12 protein-coding genes are annotated in these 15916 nt (G+C 60.2%); all 12 read left to right on the plus strand.

The window, feature by feature from the left end; genetic code table 11:
* Positions 1 to 64 precede the first annotated feature (64 nt).
* Positions 65 to 241 (plus strand): hypothetical protein, encoded by a 177-nt coding sequence (locus GV818_RS20845; protein ID WP_003176118.1) that lies wholly within the window; start codon positions 65 to 67, stop codon positions 239 to 241.
* Entirely contained in the window at positions 225 to 3179 is a 2955-nt protein-coding gene (locus GV818_RS20850) for a sensor histidine kinase (protein ID WP_178125035.1), read from the plus strand. Before GV818_RS20845 ends, GV818_RS20850 begins: the two co-directional genes overlap by 17 nt.
* Before the next feature lie 22 nt (positions 3180 to 3201).
* A complete protein-coding gene (locus GV818_RS20855; RefSeq protein WP_161759266.1) occupies positions 3202 to 4623 on the plus strand; it encodes a sigma-54-dependent transcriptional regulator in 1422 nt (473 codons plus the stop codon).
* Between the two features lie 745 nt (positions 4624 to 5368).
* Entirely contained in the window at positions 5369 to 6766 is a 1398-nt protein-coding gene (locus GV818_RS20860; RefSeq protein WP_178125036.1) for a polynucleotide adenylyltransferase PcnB, read from the plus strand.
* A gap of 3 nt (positions 6767 to 6769) precedes the next feature.
* On the plus strand, positions 6770 to 7249 hold the full coding sequence (folK, locus tag GV818_RS20865; RefSeq protein WP_161759268.1) for a 2-amino-4-hydroxy-6-hydroxymethyldihydropteridine diphosphokinase: 480 nt from the start codon (positions 6770 to 6772) through the stop codon (positions 7247 to 7249).
* A 394-nt stretch (positions 7250 to 7643) separates the two neighbouring features.
* Positions 7644 to 8444, plus strand: coding sequence for a 3-methyl-2-oxobutanoate hydroxymethyltransferase (gene panB / locus GV818_RS20870; RefSeq protein WP_161759269.1), 801 nt, complete (start codon positions 7644 to 7646; stop codon positions 8442 to 8444).
* A complete protein-coding gene (gene panC / locus GV818_RS20875; protein WP_161777388.1) occupies positions 8441 to 9301 on the plus strand; it encodes a pantoate--beta-alanine ligase in 861 nt (286 codons plus the stop codon). The genes panB and panC overlap by 4 nt, the downstream gene beginning before the upstream one ends.
* Before the next feature lie 104 nt (positions 9302 to 9405).
* The gene (panD, locus tag GV818_RS20880; protein ID WP_161759271.1) at positions 9406 to 9786 is read left to right on the plus strand and encodes an aspartate 1-decarboxylase; all 381 of its coding nucleotides are present in this window, start codon (positions 9406 to 9408) and stop codon (positions 9784 to 9786) included.
* A 245-nt stretch (positions 9787 to 10031) separates the two neighbouring features.
* The gene (gene pgi, locus GV818_RS20885) at positions 10032 to 11696 is read left to right on the plus strand and encodes a glucose-6-phosphate isomerase (RefSeq protein WP_161759272.1); all 1665 of its coding nucleotides are present in this window, start codon (positions 10032 to 10034) and stop codon (positions 11694 to 11696) included.
* Between the two features lie 127 nt (positions 11697 to 11823).
* Complete coding sequence (acs, locus tag GV818_RS20890; RefSeq protein WP_161777389.1) at positions 11824 to 13761, plus strand: acetate--CoA ligase; 1938 nt, start codon at positions 11824 to 11826, stop codon at positions 13759 to 13761.
* Between the two features lie 53 nt (positions 13762 to 13814).
* A complete protein-coding gene (locus tag GV818_RS20895) occupies positions 13815 to 14681 on the plus strand; it encodes an oxygenase MpaB family protein (RefSeq protein WP_161777390.1) in 867 nt (288 codons plus the stop codon).
* A 123-nt stretch (positions 14682 to 14804) separates the two neighbouring features.
* Positions 14805 to 15821 (plus strand): class I SAM-dependent rRNA methyltransferase, encoded by a 1017-nt coding sequence (locus GV818_RS20900; RefSeq protein ID WP_161777391.1) that lies wholly within the window; start codon positions 14805 to 14807, stop codon positions 15819 to 15821.
* Positions 15822 to 15916: the final 95 nt, after the last annotated feature.

Here is a 15916-nt window from a genome sequence, read left to right on the forward strand (position 1 = left end):
TTGGCGCCCATCCGTTACCATCGCCGCACGTTTTCGGGCACGCACACAATAAAGAGAGGCCGAGATGTACATCTATCGCTTGGTCCTGCTCCTGGTAGTGGGGATCTATCTGTTCTCCCCCGCCATCATGGATTGGTGGATCGATGCTACTGGCGCCTGGTATCGCCCGTATCTGCTCTGGCTGATTCTGATCGTCGTGACCTTCATCCTGCAGAGCCAAAAAGATGCCGATGAGCTTTAGCCTGACCCAGATGATCCTGATCAGCGCCGCCTATTTGCTGGTGCTGTTCGGGGTGGCCTGGATCAGTGAGCGCGGGATGATTCCGCGCTCGATCATTCGCCACCCGCTGACCTACACCCTGTCGCTGGGGGTCTATGCCAGCGCCTGGGCGTTCTACGGCACGGTGGGCCTGGCCTATCAATACGGCTATGGGTTTCTCTCCAGCTACCTGGGGGTGTCCGGGGCCTTCCTGCTCGCACCGGTGCTGCTGTATCCGATTCTGAAGATCACCCGTACCTACCAGCTGTCATCCCTGGCAGATCTGTTCGCCTTTCGCTTTCGCAGCACCTGGGCTGGGGCCCTGACCACCATCTTCATGCTGGTGGGGGTGCTGCCCCTGCTGGCCCTGCAGATCCAGGCGGTGGCCGACTCCATTGGCATCCTGACCCATGAGCCGGTGCAACATCGGGTGGCGCTGAGCTTTTGCGCGCTGATTACCCTGTTCACGATTTTCTTTGGCTCGCGGCACATCGCCACCCGGGAGAAACATGAGGGGCTGGTGTTCGCCATTGCCTTCGAGTCGGTGATCAAGCTGATCGCCATCGGCGGCGTTGGCCTGTACGCGCTATACGGGGTGTTCGATGGCCCGCAACAACTGGAGCTCTGGCTGCTGCAGAACCAGACCGCCCTTGCTGCACTGCACACTCCATTGCAGGAAGGTCCGTGGCGCACCCTGCTGTTGGTGTTCTTCGCCTCAGCCATCGTCATGCCGCACATGTACCACATGACGTTTACCGAGAACCTCAACCCCCGCGCTCTGGTTAGCGCCAGTTGGGGATTGCCACTGTTCCTGTTGCTGATGAGCCTGGCAGTGCCGCTGATTCTCTGGGCCGGCCTCAAGCTCGGCGCCACCACCAACCCGGAATACTTCACTCTGGGCATCGGCATTGCCGCCAACAGCCGGGCCCTGGCGCTATTGGCCTATGTTGGCGGCCTGTCTGCCGCCAGTGGCCTGATCATCGTTACCACCCTGGCCCTGTCGGGAATGGCCCTGAACCATCTGGTACTGCCGCTTTACCAACCACCGGCGGAAGGCAACATCTATCGCTGGCTGAAGTGGACCCGCCGTGCCCTGATTGTCGCCATCATCATGGCCGGCTACGCCTTCTACCTGCTGCTGGGGGCAGAACAGGACCTGGCCAACCTGGGAATCGTGGCTTTCGTCGCCACCCTGCAATTCCTCCCTGGCGTGCTGTCGGTATTGTATTGGCCAACCGCTAACCGCCGCGGTTTCATCGCCGGGCTGCTGGCAGGGATCCTGGTCTGGCTGGTGACCATGCTGCTTCCGCTGATCGGCAATCTGCAGGGGTTCTATATCCCGCTGCTGAACATGATCTACGTTCTCGACGACACCAGTTGGCATATGGCGGCAATCGCCTCGTTGGCGGCTAACGTGCTGATGTTCACGCTGATATCACTATTTACCAACGCCAGTAGCGAAGAGGCCAGCGCGGCCGAAGCCTGCGCAGTGGATAACGTACGGCGCCCGCAACGCCGGGAACTGCACGCTGCCTCGCCCCAGGAGTTCGCGACTCAGTTGGCCAAACCCCTGGGGGCCAAGGCAGCACAAAAGGAAGTGGAACAGGCTCTGCGTGACCTGTATCTACCCTTCGACGAACGCCGGCCCTACGCACTGCGGCGCCTACGTGATCGGATCGAGGCCAACCTGTCCGGCCTCATGGGGCCAAGTGTCGCCCAAGACATGGTGGAAACCTTCCTGCCTTACAAGGCCGGTGGAGAAAATTACGTCACCGAGGACATCCACTTCATCGAAAGCCGGCTAGAGGACTACCACTCGCGCCTGACCGGCCTGGCAGCCGAGCTTGATGCCTTGCGCCGCTACCACCGGCAAACCCTGCAGGAATTGCCGATGGGCGTCTGCTCCTTGGCCAAGGACCAGGAGATCCTCATGTGGAACAAAGCCATGGAGGAGCTCACCGGAATACCTGCCCAGCACGTGGTAGGTTCACGCCTGAGTACCATCGCCAACCCCTGGAAAGATCTGTTACTGGGCTTTACCAATCTACCGGACGAACACTTGCACAAGCAGCACCTGGCCCTCGATGGCCAGACTCGCTGGCTGAACCTGCACAAGGCTGCCATTGACGAACCATTGGCCCCAGGCAACAGCGGCCTGGTCGTGCTGGTGGAAGACTTGACCGAGACTCAAACCCTGGAAGACAAGCTGGTGCATTCCGAACGCCTAGCCAGCATCGGCCGCCTGGCTGCCGGAGTGGCCCACGAAATCGGCAACCCGATCACCGGCATAGCCTGCCTGGCGCAGAACCTGCGAGAAGAACGCGAGGAAGACGGCGAGCTGACGGAAATCAGCGAGCAGATCCTCGAACAGACCAAGCGCATCTCGCGCATCGTCCAATCGCTGATGAGCTTTGCCCACGCCGGTAGCCATCAACACAACGACGAAGCGGTGTGCCTGGCCGAAGTTGCCCAGGACGCCATCGGCCTGCTGGCGTTGAACCGGCGCAATTTCGAAGTGCAGTTCTTCAATTTGTGCGATCCCGAGCATTGGGTCGACGGTGATCCGCAACGGCTTGCCCAGGTACTGATCAACCTCTTGTCCAACGCGCGCGATGCCTCTCCTCCCGGCAGCGCGGTACGTGTCAAGAGCGAGGCTTTCGAGCACACGGTCGACCTGATCGTGGAAGATGAAGGCAGTGGTATTCCGAAGAACATCATGGACCGATTGTTCGAACCTTTCTTCACCACCAAAGACCCTGGAGAAGGCACCGGTCTGGGCCTTGCACTGGTCTATTCCATCGTTGAAGAGCATTATGGACAAATCACCATCGACAGCCCGGCCGATCCTCAAAGCCAGCGCGGCACCCGTATACGGGTGACTTTACCGCGTCATGTCGAAGCGACGTCCGCTGTGAACTGAGACCGTCGAGAGAATTGAATCAATGCCGCATATTCTGATCGTCGAAGACGAAACCATTATCCGCTCGGCCCTGCGCCGCCTGCTCGAACGCAACCAATATCAGGTCAGCGAAGCCGGCTCCGTGCAGGAAGCCCAGGAGCGCTTCAGCATCCCCACGTTCGACCTGATCGTCAGTGACCTGCGCCTGCCAGGCGCGCCGGGCACCGAGCTGATCAAGCTGGGGCAAGGCACTCCGGTTTTGATCATGACCAGCTACGCCAGCCTGCGCTCAGCCGTGGATTCGATGAAGATGGGCGCGGTGGACTACATCGCCAAACCTTTCGACCACGATGAAATGCTCCAGGCTGTAGCGCGAATCCTTCGGGACCGCCAAAGCGCCGAAAACGCCCCGACAGAGCGTCCGTCGAGCAAGGCTGGTACGACTGCCGACAAGCCTGGCAACAGCAACGGCGAAATCGGCATCATAGGTTCCTGCCCTCCCATGCAGGATCTGTACAGCAAGATCCGCAAGGTCGCGCCGACGGACTCCAATGTCCTGATCCAGGGCGAGTCCGGTACCGGTAAGGAACTGGTCGCTCGGGCACTGCATAACCTTTCCAAGCGCGCCAAGGCACCGATGATCTCAGTGAACTGCGCGGCGATTCCGGAAACCCTGATCGAGTCCGAATTGTTCGGCCACGAGAAAGGCGCGTTCACCGGTGCCAGTGCCGGTCGTGCCGGCCTGGTGGAGGCAGCGGACGGTGGCACACTGTTTCTTGACGAGATCGGCGAACTACCACTGGAGGCCCAGGCGCGACTGCTGCGAGTCCTGCAGGAAGGCGAGATTCGCCGCGTGGGTTCAGTACAGTCGCAGAAAGTCGATGTGCGCCTGATCGCCGCGACTCACCGCGACCTGAAGAGCCTGTCGAAGATCGGGCAGTTCCGTGAAGACTTGTATTACCGTCTGCACGTGATTGCCCTGAAACTACCCGCCCTGCGCGAGCGTGGCGCCGACGTGAATGAAATTGCCCATGCATTTCTCGCGCGCCAGAGTGCACGCATCGGTCGCACGGACCTGCAGTTCGCTGCTGATGCTGAGCAAGCCATCCGCCATTATTCCTGGCCAGGGAACGTGCGTGAGCTGGAGAACGCTGTCGAGCGCGCAGTGATTTTGTGCGAAAGCCCGGAAATCTCCGCCGACCTGCTGGGCATCGATATCGAATTGAGCGACCTGGAGGACGACGACTTCGTCAGCCTGGCGCCTCAGTCGGGTAACACCAGCCATGAACCGACCGAAGACCTGTCACTGGAGGACTACTTCCAACACTTCGTCCTCGAACACCAGGACCACATGACCGAGACCGAGCTGGCACGCAAACTGGGGGTCAGCCGCAAATGCCTCTGGGAGCGACGCCAACGCCTGGGCATCCCTCGGCGCAAAAGCGGAGTAGCCAGCGAAAGCTGAACCATTGCTGACAAACATGCGGGTAACACTCGCGTTTGTGAAAAAACTGTTACCTGTGTAATTGCACGTAACAAGAACCGGGGCTAAAGGTAACGAAGCCCCGGTTTTTTTTGGCTCGAAAAACACCCGACAACGCGCCTAACCCCTTGTTTCATTGGAGATCGCAAAAGTTGGCACGACACCTGCTATATGCTTAGTACAAGAACAATAACAAGCAATGCACAAGACAATAAAAATAAGACGAATCGACTCACGCATAATAAAAACAACACGGCGGAGGCGCAGCTAACTGATTCTTTTGGAGAGGCGTTGTATTTGGGGCATGCCCCACAACCAGGCCGAGAACAACAAAAACTGCCCTAAGGCAGAGCCTGAACTGGTTGGATCGAAAGGTCATTGCAACACAGCGATCAAAGCAATCCGTTTGCTCTTGGCTCCCGATTGGGAGGGTCACTCTGAGTAAATCAGGTGACAAGGGCGTTTAACAAAAACAAGAAGCCCGAAACCAATAATAAAAATAGAGCACGCAACTATTCTGGGGGAGCTTCGGCTCCCCTTGTGGTTTCTGGAATTCAGCTTTTTTAGCCCAATACCTCATCCCAGCCCCACTAGACCGCTGCTTTGCGCCCGACTGCACAAGTCGCGGCAGCTTCCTACACCATCCTTCGACTAAATGCTAGAATCCCCGCCCATCATGCGGTCATTCTTCTGTTTTGGCCGAACATTCCTTCAAACAGTGCATCCCATGCTGAAGAAGCTGTTCCAGTCATTCCGTTCTCCCTTGCGTCGTACGCAACACAAACGCAGCACGCCTGAAGTGCTCAACAGCAGCCAACACTCGCTGCAACGTGCCCAGTTCAGTCGGTATGCGGTGAATATCGTCGAGCGCCTGCAGAACGCCGGCTACCAGGCTTACCTGGTGGGCGGCTGCGTGCGCGACATGCTGCTCAATATCACCCCCAAGGATTTTGACGTCGCGACCAGTGCCACGCCAGAGCAGGTCAAGGCCGAGTTTCGTAACGCACGGATCATTGGTCGTCGTTTCAAACTGGTGCATATCCACTTCGGTCGCGAAATCATCGAAGTCGCGACTTTCCGCGCCAACCACCCGCAAAACGAAGTCGAGGAGGACAGTAACCAATCCTCACGCAACGAAAGCGGGCGGATCCTGCGGGACAATGTCTACGGCACCCTGGAAGAAGACGCGCAACGCCGTGACTTCACCATCAATGCCCTGTACTACGATCCGGTCAGCGAACGGATCCTCGATTACGCCAACGGCGTACACGACATTCGCAACAACCTGATCCGCTTGATCGGCGACCCTCGGCAGCGCTACCAGGAAGACCCGGTGCGGATGCTGCGGGCGGTGCGCTTCGCGGCAAAGCTGAATTTCGGTATCGAGAAACATACCGCGATGCCGATCCGCGAACTGGCACCAATGCTGCGGGAGATCCCTTCGGCACGCCTGTTCGAAGAAGTGCTCAAGCTGTTCCTCTCCGGGTACGCCGCCGACACCTTCGAAATGCTGGTGGACCTGCAGTTGTTCGATCCTCTGTTCCCGGCCAGCGCCGAAGCATTGGAATGCAACCCGACCTACACCCATACGCTGATCAGCGAAGCCTTGATCAACACCGACTTGCGGATCAAGCAGAACAAGCCAGTAACCCCGGCCTTCCTCTTCGCCGCCCTGCTCTGGCCGGCCCTGCCGGCTCGGGTACTGCGCCTGCAGGACCGTGGCATGCCGCCGATTCCGGCCATGCAGGAAGCTGCGCACGAGCTGATCGCCGAACAGTGCCAGCGCATCGCGATTCCAAAGCGCTTCACCATGCCGATCCGCGAGATCTGGGATATGCAGGAGCGCCTGCCACGGCGCAGCGGCAAGCGGGCCGACCAGTTGCTGGACAATCCACGCTTCCGTGCTGGTTACGACTTCCTGTTACTGCGTGAAAGTGCCGGCGAGCAGACCGATGGCCTGGGTGAATGGTGGACCGACTACCAGGACGCCAACGATGCCGAACGCCGTGACATGATCCGAGACCTGAGTGGCAAGGAAGACGCCAGTGGTGCGCCCCGCAAGCGTCGGCGCAGCAGTGGCGCCAAACGCAAGCGGGCCGGCAGCTCCAACGCATCAGGCGAATGATTGATGGCGCGCATCTACATCGGCATGGGTAGCAATCTGGCCGCCCCTGAAGAGCAACTGCGCAGTGCCATCGAGGCACTGGCGCAGTTGCCCGCCAGCCAGCTGCTGAGCGTGTCGGGGTTCTATCAAAGCGACTCCCTGCTTCCCGGCCAGCCGCGTTATACCAACGCCGTGGCGGCACTGGACAGCGACCTGCAACCGCTAGTGCTGCTCGATGCGTTGCAAGCCATCGAAAACCAGCAAGGCCGCGAACGCAATGAGCGCTGGGGGCCGCGCACACTGGACCTGGACATCCTCCTGTTCGGTGATCGGCTGATCGACGAGCCGCGCCTCAAGGTGCCCCACTACCACATGCAGGCCCGTCCCTTTGTCCTCTATCCGCTGGCGGAATTGGCTCCTGCCGAGCTGCAACTGGCCGATGGACGTACCCTGCAAGAGCTGCTCGCTGCCTGTCCATTTGTCGGGCTGGAACGCCTACCCTGACCGCTGAAACGCATCAGTAACGGCGGTAACACTCGCAGCGTAACAATGCGGTAACACATCTAATTGACTTCCCGAGTTCTCATCACGACTATAGGCGTCCCGCTGCCGCCATCACGGCGTTAAAGGGCGCAATTCAAGCAAGGTCTGTTTGCGGAAAACACAGGAAAGGCCAGGCAGAATCAGCTGTCACGCAGCGGTGGCACCCGTAGCCAAACAGCTGGACTGAGCACAGGATGATACGCACTGCGCCGTAAGCGCGAGTCCCGGCACCGCCTTCATATCGCTTGGAACCAGGCTGTATAAGCACGACAAAAGACCGTGCGCCTGAATAACGAAGAATCACGCGCGTTACTCGCAGTAGTTTCCAAAGCGCCTGAAATGAGGACCCCTTTTTATGCCAGACATCACTCTGACCACCCTGCAAAACCTCAAGCACAAAGGCGAGAAAATCGCCATGCTGACCTGCTATGACGCGACCTTCGCCCACACCTGCTGCGAAGCCGGCGTCGACGTTCTGCTGGTAGGCGACTCCCTCGGCATGGTCTTGCAAGGGCACGACAGCACACTGCCCGTCAGCACTGCCGATATGGCCTACCACGTCGCTGCGGTGAAACGCGGCAACAACGGCGCAATGATCGTTGCTGACCTGTCCTTCATGTCCTACGCCACCCCCGAGCAGGCGCTGAGCAGCTCAGCCCAGCTGATGCAGGCTGGTGCGCACATGGTCAAGATCGAAGGCGCAGCCTGGCTGGCCGAGTCGGTTCGCCTGTTGAACGAACGTGGCGTTCCTGTCTGCGTGCACATGGGGCTGACCCCGCAGACGGTGAATGTACTGGGCGGCTATAAAGTCCAGGGGCGCAACGAAAGCCAGGCACGGCAGATGCGCGCCGATGCCATCGCCCTGGAACAGGCCGGCGCGGCAATGCTGCTGCTGGAATGCGTGCCCAGCGAGCTGGCGACCGAAATCACTCAAGCGGTGAAGATCCCGGTGATCGGTATCGGTGCCGGCAGCGCTACCGACGGCCAGGTCCTGGTGATCCACGACATGCTGGGGCTGTCTCTCAGCGGTCGCTCGCCCAAGTTCGTGAAAAACTTCATGGCCGGTAAAGACAGCATCCAGGCCGCATTGAGCGCTTATGTTCAAGAAGTCAAAGCCGTTACCTTCCCTGGCGTCGAACACGGGTTCTCTGCATGAATACAGTTAAAACCGTGCGCGAATTGCGCGCTGCGGTCGCCCGCGCCCGCAGCGAAGGCAAGCGCATCGGCTTCGTGCCGACCATGGGCAACTTGCACAGCGGTCACGCGGCCCTAGTGGCCAAAGCGGCCCAACGAGTGGACTTCGTGGTCGCCAGTATCTTCGTCAACCCGCTGCAGTTCGGTGCAGGGGAGGATCTGGACAAGTACCCTCGCACCCTCGCCGCCGACCAGGAAAAACTGCTCCAGGCCGGCTGCCAGTTGCTGTTCGCTCCCGGCGTCGAAGAAATGTACCCCGACGGCATGGCCGGGCAGACCCGAGTCAGCGTTCCACAACTGTCCGAAGGCCTGTGCGGTGCCAGTCGGCCCGGGCATTTCGAAGGTGTGGCCACGGTGGTCAGTAAGCTGTTCAACATGGTCCAGCCCGATCTGGCGGTATTCGGCCAGAAGGACTATCAACAACTGGCCGTCATCCGTGCCCTGGTGCATGACCTGAACATGCCAGTCCAGATCATCGGCGAGCCCACGGTGCGAGCTGCCGACGGCCTGGCCCTGTCCTCACGCAATGGTTACCTGAGTGAAGAGCAGCGTGCCGTTGCGCCGGTGCTGTACCGCAGCCTGAGCCAGATAGCTCAGGCCATCAAGGGTGGCGAGCGCGACTATGCGAAGCTGCTGGCCGAGCATCAACAGCTGCTCGAAGCGGCTGGTCTGCGTGGTGACTACCTGGAAATCCGCCAGGCACAGAACCTGCGTCCAGCCACCGCCGAAGACCGCGACCTGGTGATTCTGGTGGCGGCGTATCTGGGTGTGACACGGCTGATCGACAACCTGCATCTGAACCTCGACACACCGGCATAAACGCCTGATTGCCCGAACTCAAACCTTCGGGCAAACTGCCGCCGGCTGGGGCCTGCAGCCAATACTGCAGACCCCGTTCGAGGATCAGCCCCAGGAAACATCCCATGCATGCCATCATGCTCAAGGCCAAGCTGCATCGCGCAGAAGTCACCCACGCCGTGCTTGATTACGAAGGCTCTTGTGCCATTGACGGCGACTGGCTGGACCTCTCCGGCATTCGTGAATACGAGCAGATCCAGATCTATAACCTCGACAATGGCGAACGCTTCACCACCTATGCCATCCGCGGCGAACCAGGCTCACGAATGATCTCGGTGAACGGCGCCGCCGCGCACAAGGCCAAGGTCGGTGATCGGGTAATCATCTGCGCCTACGCTCACTACAGCGAAGCCGATCTGCTCAATTTCAAACCTCGCATGCTGTACATGGCCCCCGGCAACGAGCTGAGCCATACCAGCCATGCGATTGCGGTCCAGGTCGCCTGAACCCAACCCCGTTTCTTCGCACTGAAAGCCCGCATGCAGCTCTGGTTGGCCCGCGGGTACAAAATAGTACTGGCCACAGGTCGGACAAAGCCAAGACAGAACAGCACGCCGGGGTTACTGTTATCCCCCTGAGTGATTAATCGTATCAGCACCGGGCTGACCGAACGGGGTCCTTGGGACCACGCAGGACGTTCCGGGCTTTTCAGTGTCCAAAAGGCAGTTCAAGCAAAAGGAAAACCGCAGCGATGGCGTACTACCGCACTCCTCAAGACGTTACCGCTCTGCCCGCCTGGCAAGCGTTGAAAGACCACCGCCAAGCCATGCAGGATTTCAGCATGCGCGAGGCGTTCAATGCCGATCCACAGCGTTTCAGCCAATTTACCCTGAGCAGCTGCGGACTGTTTCTCGATTATTCGAAGAACCTGATCACCAGCCAGACCCGTGACCTGCTGGTAGACCTGGCCAAGGAAGTAGGCCTGGCCGATGCCATCAAGGCCATGATGACCGGCGAGTTGGTCAACGCCTCCGAAGGTCGTCCTGCCCTGCACACGGCGCTGCGTCGCCCGGTTGGCGACAAGCTGGCAGTGAACGGTGTCAACGTGATGCCGGAAGTCCACAAGGTGCTGAACCAGATCACCGAGCTGGTAGGGCGCATCCATGATGGCCTGTGGCGCGGCTACACCGAGAAGCCCATTACCGACGTGGTGAACATCGGTATCGGTGGCTCCTTCCTCGGCCCGGAGTTGGTATCCGAAGCGCTGCTGTCCTACGCCCACAAAGGCGTGCGTTGCCATTACCTGGCCAACATCGACGGCAGTGAATTCCATGAGCTTTCGGCTAAAATCCGTGCGGAAACCACACTGTTCATCGTTTCCTCGAAGTCCTTCAATACCCTTGAAACCCTGAAGAACGCCCAGGCTGCACGTGCCTGGTACCTGGCCCAGGGTGGCTCCGAGGCTGAGCTGCATCGCCACTTCATTGCCGTCTCGAGCAACAACGCTGCGGCAGTGGCCTTCGGCATCCGTGAAGAGAACATCTTCCCGATGTGGGACTGGGTTGGCGGGCGCTACTCGCTGTGGTCCGCCATTGGCTTACCGATCGCCCTGGCCATCGGCATGTCCAACTTCAAGGAGCTACTGTCTGGTGCCTACACCATGGACCAGCACTTCCAGAGCGCCCCGTTCGAACAGAACATGCCGGTACTGCTGGCTCTGCTCGGCGTGTGGTACGGCAACTTCTGGGGCGCGCAAAGCCACGCAATCCTGCCGTACGACCACTACCTGCGTAACATCACCAAGCATTTGCAACAGTTGGACATGGAATCCAACGGCAAGAGCGTGCGCCAGGACGGCACGCCAGTGACCACCGATACCGGCCCGGTGATCTGGGGCGGCGTGGGCTGCAACGGACAACACGCCTACCACCAGTTGCTGCACCAGGGCACCCAGTTGATTCCGGCCGACTTCATCGTGCCGATCGTCAGCTTCAATCCAGTGGCCGACCACCATCAATGGCTGTATGCCAACTGCCTGTCCCAGAGCCAGGCGCTGATGCTGGGCAAGACCCGCGCCGAAGCTGAGAATGAACTGCGGGAGAAGGGCCTGAGTGAGGCTGAAGTAGCGAAACTCGCGCCACACAAAGTGATTCCCGGCAACCGTCCGAGCAACACCCTGGTGGTCGAACGCATCAGCCCGCGACGCCTCGGCGCCCTGGTGGCGCTGTACGAACACAAAGTCTTCGTGCAAAGCGTGATCTGGGGTAACAACGCCTTTGACCAATGGGGCGTGGAGCTGGGCAAGGAGCTGGGCAAAGGCGTCTACAACCGTCTGACCGGCAGCGATGAAACCCTGGCTGACGATGCCTCGACCCAAGGCCTGATCAACTACTTCCGTGGCCGTCACCGCGGCTGATCAAGCTTCTCTCCCACGGGAGTCGGTACGCCGGCTCCCGTCCGGGGCTCGCCCCTCCCCCCTTGAACCTTCCTGACACTTGTGCGCACCCTTATGACTTGTCGCAAAACAAGAATAAGGAACCGTCATGTTCGATATCAGCACTTTTCCGAAAGCCGATGCCGTCCGCCGGGCGGCACAAATGAGTCAGGACGACTACCACCACCTCTACCGTCAATCCATTGAGCAACCAGATCTGTTCTGGGCCGAGCAGGCCAAGCGCTTCCTGCACTGGAGCAGCCCCTGGGACAGCGTGCACAGCCACGATATCCGCACCGGTGAAGCCAGCTGGTTCCGCGGCGGCCAGCTCAACGTCAGCTACAACTGCATTGATCGTCACCTGGAAAAACGCAGCGATCAGGCAGCGATCATCTGGGAAGGCGACAACCCTGCCGACTCCCTGCGCATCACCTACCAGCAACTCCACGAGCATGTCTGCCGCCTGGCCAACGTCCTCAAAAGCCGCGGCGTGAAGAAAGGCGACCGGGTGTGTATCTACATGCCGATGATTCCCGAAGCAGCCTACGCCATGCTCGCCTGCACGCGGATCGGCGCCGTGCATTCGGTGGTGTTCGGCGGCTTCTCCCCGGAAGCCCTGCGCGACCGGATTCTCAACGCCGACTGTCGCACCGTGATCACCGCCGATGAGGGTGTGCGGGGCGGTAAACTGGTCCCGCTGAAAAGTAACGTCGACAAGGCCCTGCTCAGTTGCCCGGACGTCAGCAGCGTGGTGGTGGTCGAGCGCACCCACAATCCAATGAACTGGGTGCAGGACCGCGACGTTCAGTATCACCAGGCCGTAGCCGCCGCGAGCAATCAATGCGCCCCCGAGCCCATGGACGCCGAAGACCCACTGTTTATCCTCTACACCTCCGGCAGCACCGGCAAGCCCAAAGGCGTGCTGCACACCACTGGCGGCTACTTGCTGCAGGCCGCCATGACCTTCAAGTACGTATTGGACTATCGCGACGGCGAAGTCTTCTGGTGCACCGCCGACGTCGGTTGGGTCACCGGTCACAGCTATATCCTCTACGGGCCACTGGCCAATGGCGCCACCACGCTGATCTTCGAAGGCGTGCCCAACTACCCGAGCACCTCGCGCTTCTGGGAGGTGGTGGACAAGCATCAGGTAAACATCTTCTACACCGCACCCACCGCCTTGCGCGCACTGATGCGCGAAGGCAGCGAACCGCTGCAACATACCTCCCGCGCCAGCCTGCGCTTGCTGGGCAGCGTCGGCGAGCCGATCAACCCGGAAGCCTGGGAGTGGTATTTCAATACGGTGGGTGAGCAACGCTGTCCGATTGTCGACACCTGGTGGCAGACCGAAACCGGCGGCATCATGCTCAGCCCCCTGGTCAGCGCCCGGCAAGTCAAACCCGGCTGCGCCTCAACCCCGATGTTTGGCGTACAACCGGTGCTGCTGGACGATCAGGGCAAAGAGATCCACGGCGTAGGTAGTGGCATCCTGGCAATCAAGGCCAGTTGGCCGGCGCAGATCCGCAGCGTCTATGGCGACCCGAAACGCATGATCGAAACCTACTTCGCGCCCTACCCCGGCTACTACTTCACTGGCGATGGCGCACGTCGCGATGAGGACGGCAGCTACTGGATCACTGGACGTATCGATGACGTGATCAACGTCTCCGGGCACCGCATCGGCACCGCCGAGGTGGAAAGCGCCCTGGTGCTCCACGACAGCATTGCCGAAGCGGCGGTGGTGGGTTACCCACATGACCTCAAGGGCCAGGGGATCTACGCCTTTGTCACGCCGATGCAGGGCGTCGAACCCGATGAGGAACTGAAGAAGGAGCTGCTGGCCCTGGTCAGCCGCGAGATCGGCAGTTTTGCCAAGCCGGAATTGATCCAGTGGGCACCCGCCCTGCCGAAAACTCGCTCTGGCAAGATCATGCGGCGTATCCTGCGCAAGATCGCCTGCAACGAGCTCGATACCCTGGGTGACACCTCGACCCTGGCAGACCCCAGCGTAGTGGAAGGTCTGATCGACAAGCGCCTGAACGCTTGAAACCGGCGCGGCGATGGCCGCGCCCCTTTTTCCAATATCCGCACCGAGCTGTCATGGAATTCATTCGCAGCCGTATCGAAAAGCAGGTCATGAGTTTGTCTGGCCTGTCCCTGGGTCAGCTCGACCTGGAAAATCCCAAGGGTGATCCTGGCCTGTTCGGACCGGAGTCAGTCAGTTGGCAAGTACACGCCGACTTCGGCAGCATGTTGATTGGCGGCATCAGCGCCCTGCTGATGCAAGCCCTGCACCCACTGGCCCTGGCCGGAGTCTGGGATCACTCGAATTTTCGCCAGGACATGATCGGTCGTCTGCGCCGTACGGGGCAGTTCATTTCCGGCACCACTTTCGGTTCGCGCCAGGACGCCGAGTGGCTCATCGACAAGGTACGCACCATTCACCTGCAGGTTGTCGGCACGGCTCCCGATGGCCGGCCTTATGCCGCCAGCGACCCGGACTTGCTGACCTGGGTGCATGTGGCGGAAGTCAGCAGTTTTCTTGCCGCTCACCTGCGCTACCTCAACCCCTATCTGTCGGGGGCTGACCAGGATCGCTACTACAACGAGATTGCCCTGATTGCCGAACGCCTCGGCGCCCGCGATGTACCACGCTCACGACAAGCCGTGGCCGATTACCTGCAAGCCATGCGCAAGCAATTGCTCTGTGACGAACGCAGCCGCGAAGTACTGCGCCTGCTGCTGGCGGCTCCCGCCCCCAGCCGCCTGGCCAAACCCTTTGGTACCTTGATGATGCAGGCGGGTATCGACCTGCTGCCGGACTGGGCCAGCTCCATGCTCGAGGTCAACCAGAACCCGCTGCAACGCCAGTTGATTCGTGCCAGCGTCAAGCGCAGTACACCGATGCTGCGCTGGGCAGTACGCGACAGTTCAGTGCATCGGGCAAAACGGCGCATGGGGCTGTAAGGCGTCGGCTTGCCAACACAAGCTCACCTGCGCCGGTCAACCGAACGCCGTCCGGCCACTCCTACAACAGTCTCGACGCTGGTAGACTGCGGCGCCTTACTCCTCTGCTCCAAGGCGCCCTGCATGTCTTCCTTGAATCAGGCGCTGCGCGCCGCCCTCGATCACCGTCAGGAACTGCTCGCCGAACTGCATCAGCAGGGCACTGACTGCTACCGCCTGTTCCATGGCAGCCAGGAAGGTGCCGGCGGCCTGACCATCGACCGCTATGGGCCACAACTGCTGGTGCAAAGCTTTCACCAGGCCCTGGAACGCGACGCCTTGCTGCAACTGCACGAGACCATCAATCAACGGCTGAACCTGTCCACCCTGCTGGTCTACAACGATCGCTCCCGGGGCAATTCGCGTATCGACCGTGAAGACTCGGTGTACCACGCTGAAGAGCACGCTCTGGAAGATCTCGTCGGCCACGAGTGGGGCTTGAACTACCGGGTCCGCGGGCGGCATGCCGGGCAGGACCCGCTGTTGTTTCTCGACCTGCGCAACGCCCGCGGTTGGGTCAAGCAGCACAGTGCTGGCAAAAGCGTGCTCAACCTCTTCGCCTATACCTGCGGTGTCGGCCTCAGTGCCGCAGCCGGGGGAGCCCGGGAGGTCTGCAACCTGGACTTCGCCGAAGGCAACCTCGCGGTCGGACGAGAAAACGGCCAGCTCAACCCGCAGTTGCCCGAGATGCAGTTCGTACAATCAGACTACTTTCCGGCCATCCGCCAACTGGCCGGCCTGCCCATCAGCCAGCGGCGTGGGCAGAAACTGCCCAGCTATCCGCGCCTTGAACAACGCCAATACGACCTGGTACTGCTAGACCCGCCCGCCTGGGCCAAGAGCGCATTCGGCACCGTCGACCTGTTGCGCGACTACCAGAGCTTGCTGAAACCAGCGTTGCTGGCGACAGCAGAGGATGGCGTACTGATCTGCTGTAACAACCTGGCCAAGGTCTCGATGCAGGACTGGCGCGAACAGGTGCTGCGCTGCGCCGATAAAGCCGGGCGGCCAGTACGTGAATGCCAGGTCCTGGCCCCAGCTGTGGACTTTCCTTCCCAGGATGGCCAGCCGCCGCTGAAAACCCTGATCCTGCAACTTTGACCAAGGGTAAGAAATCTGAACAATCCTGAAGACTGTGATGGTTTCGGAACCGTAAACGCGTGCCATACTCCAAGGCACTTCCGATTCAGATAGAT

Source organism: Pseudomonas sp. Fl4BN1 (genome assembly GCF_009908285.1).
In the GTDB taxonomy this organism is placed as follows: Bacteria; Pseudomonadota; Gammaproteobacteria; order Pseudomonadales; family Pseudomonadaceae; genus Aquipseudomonas.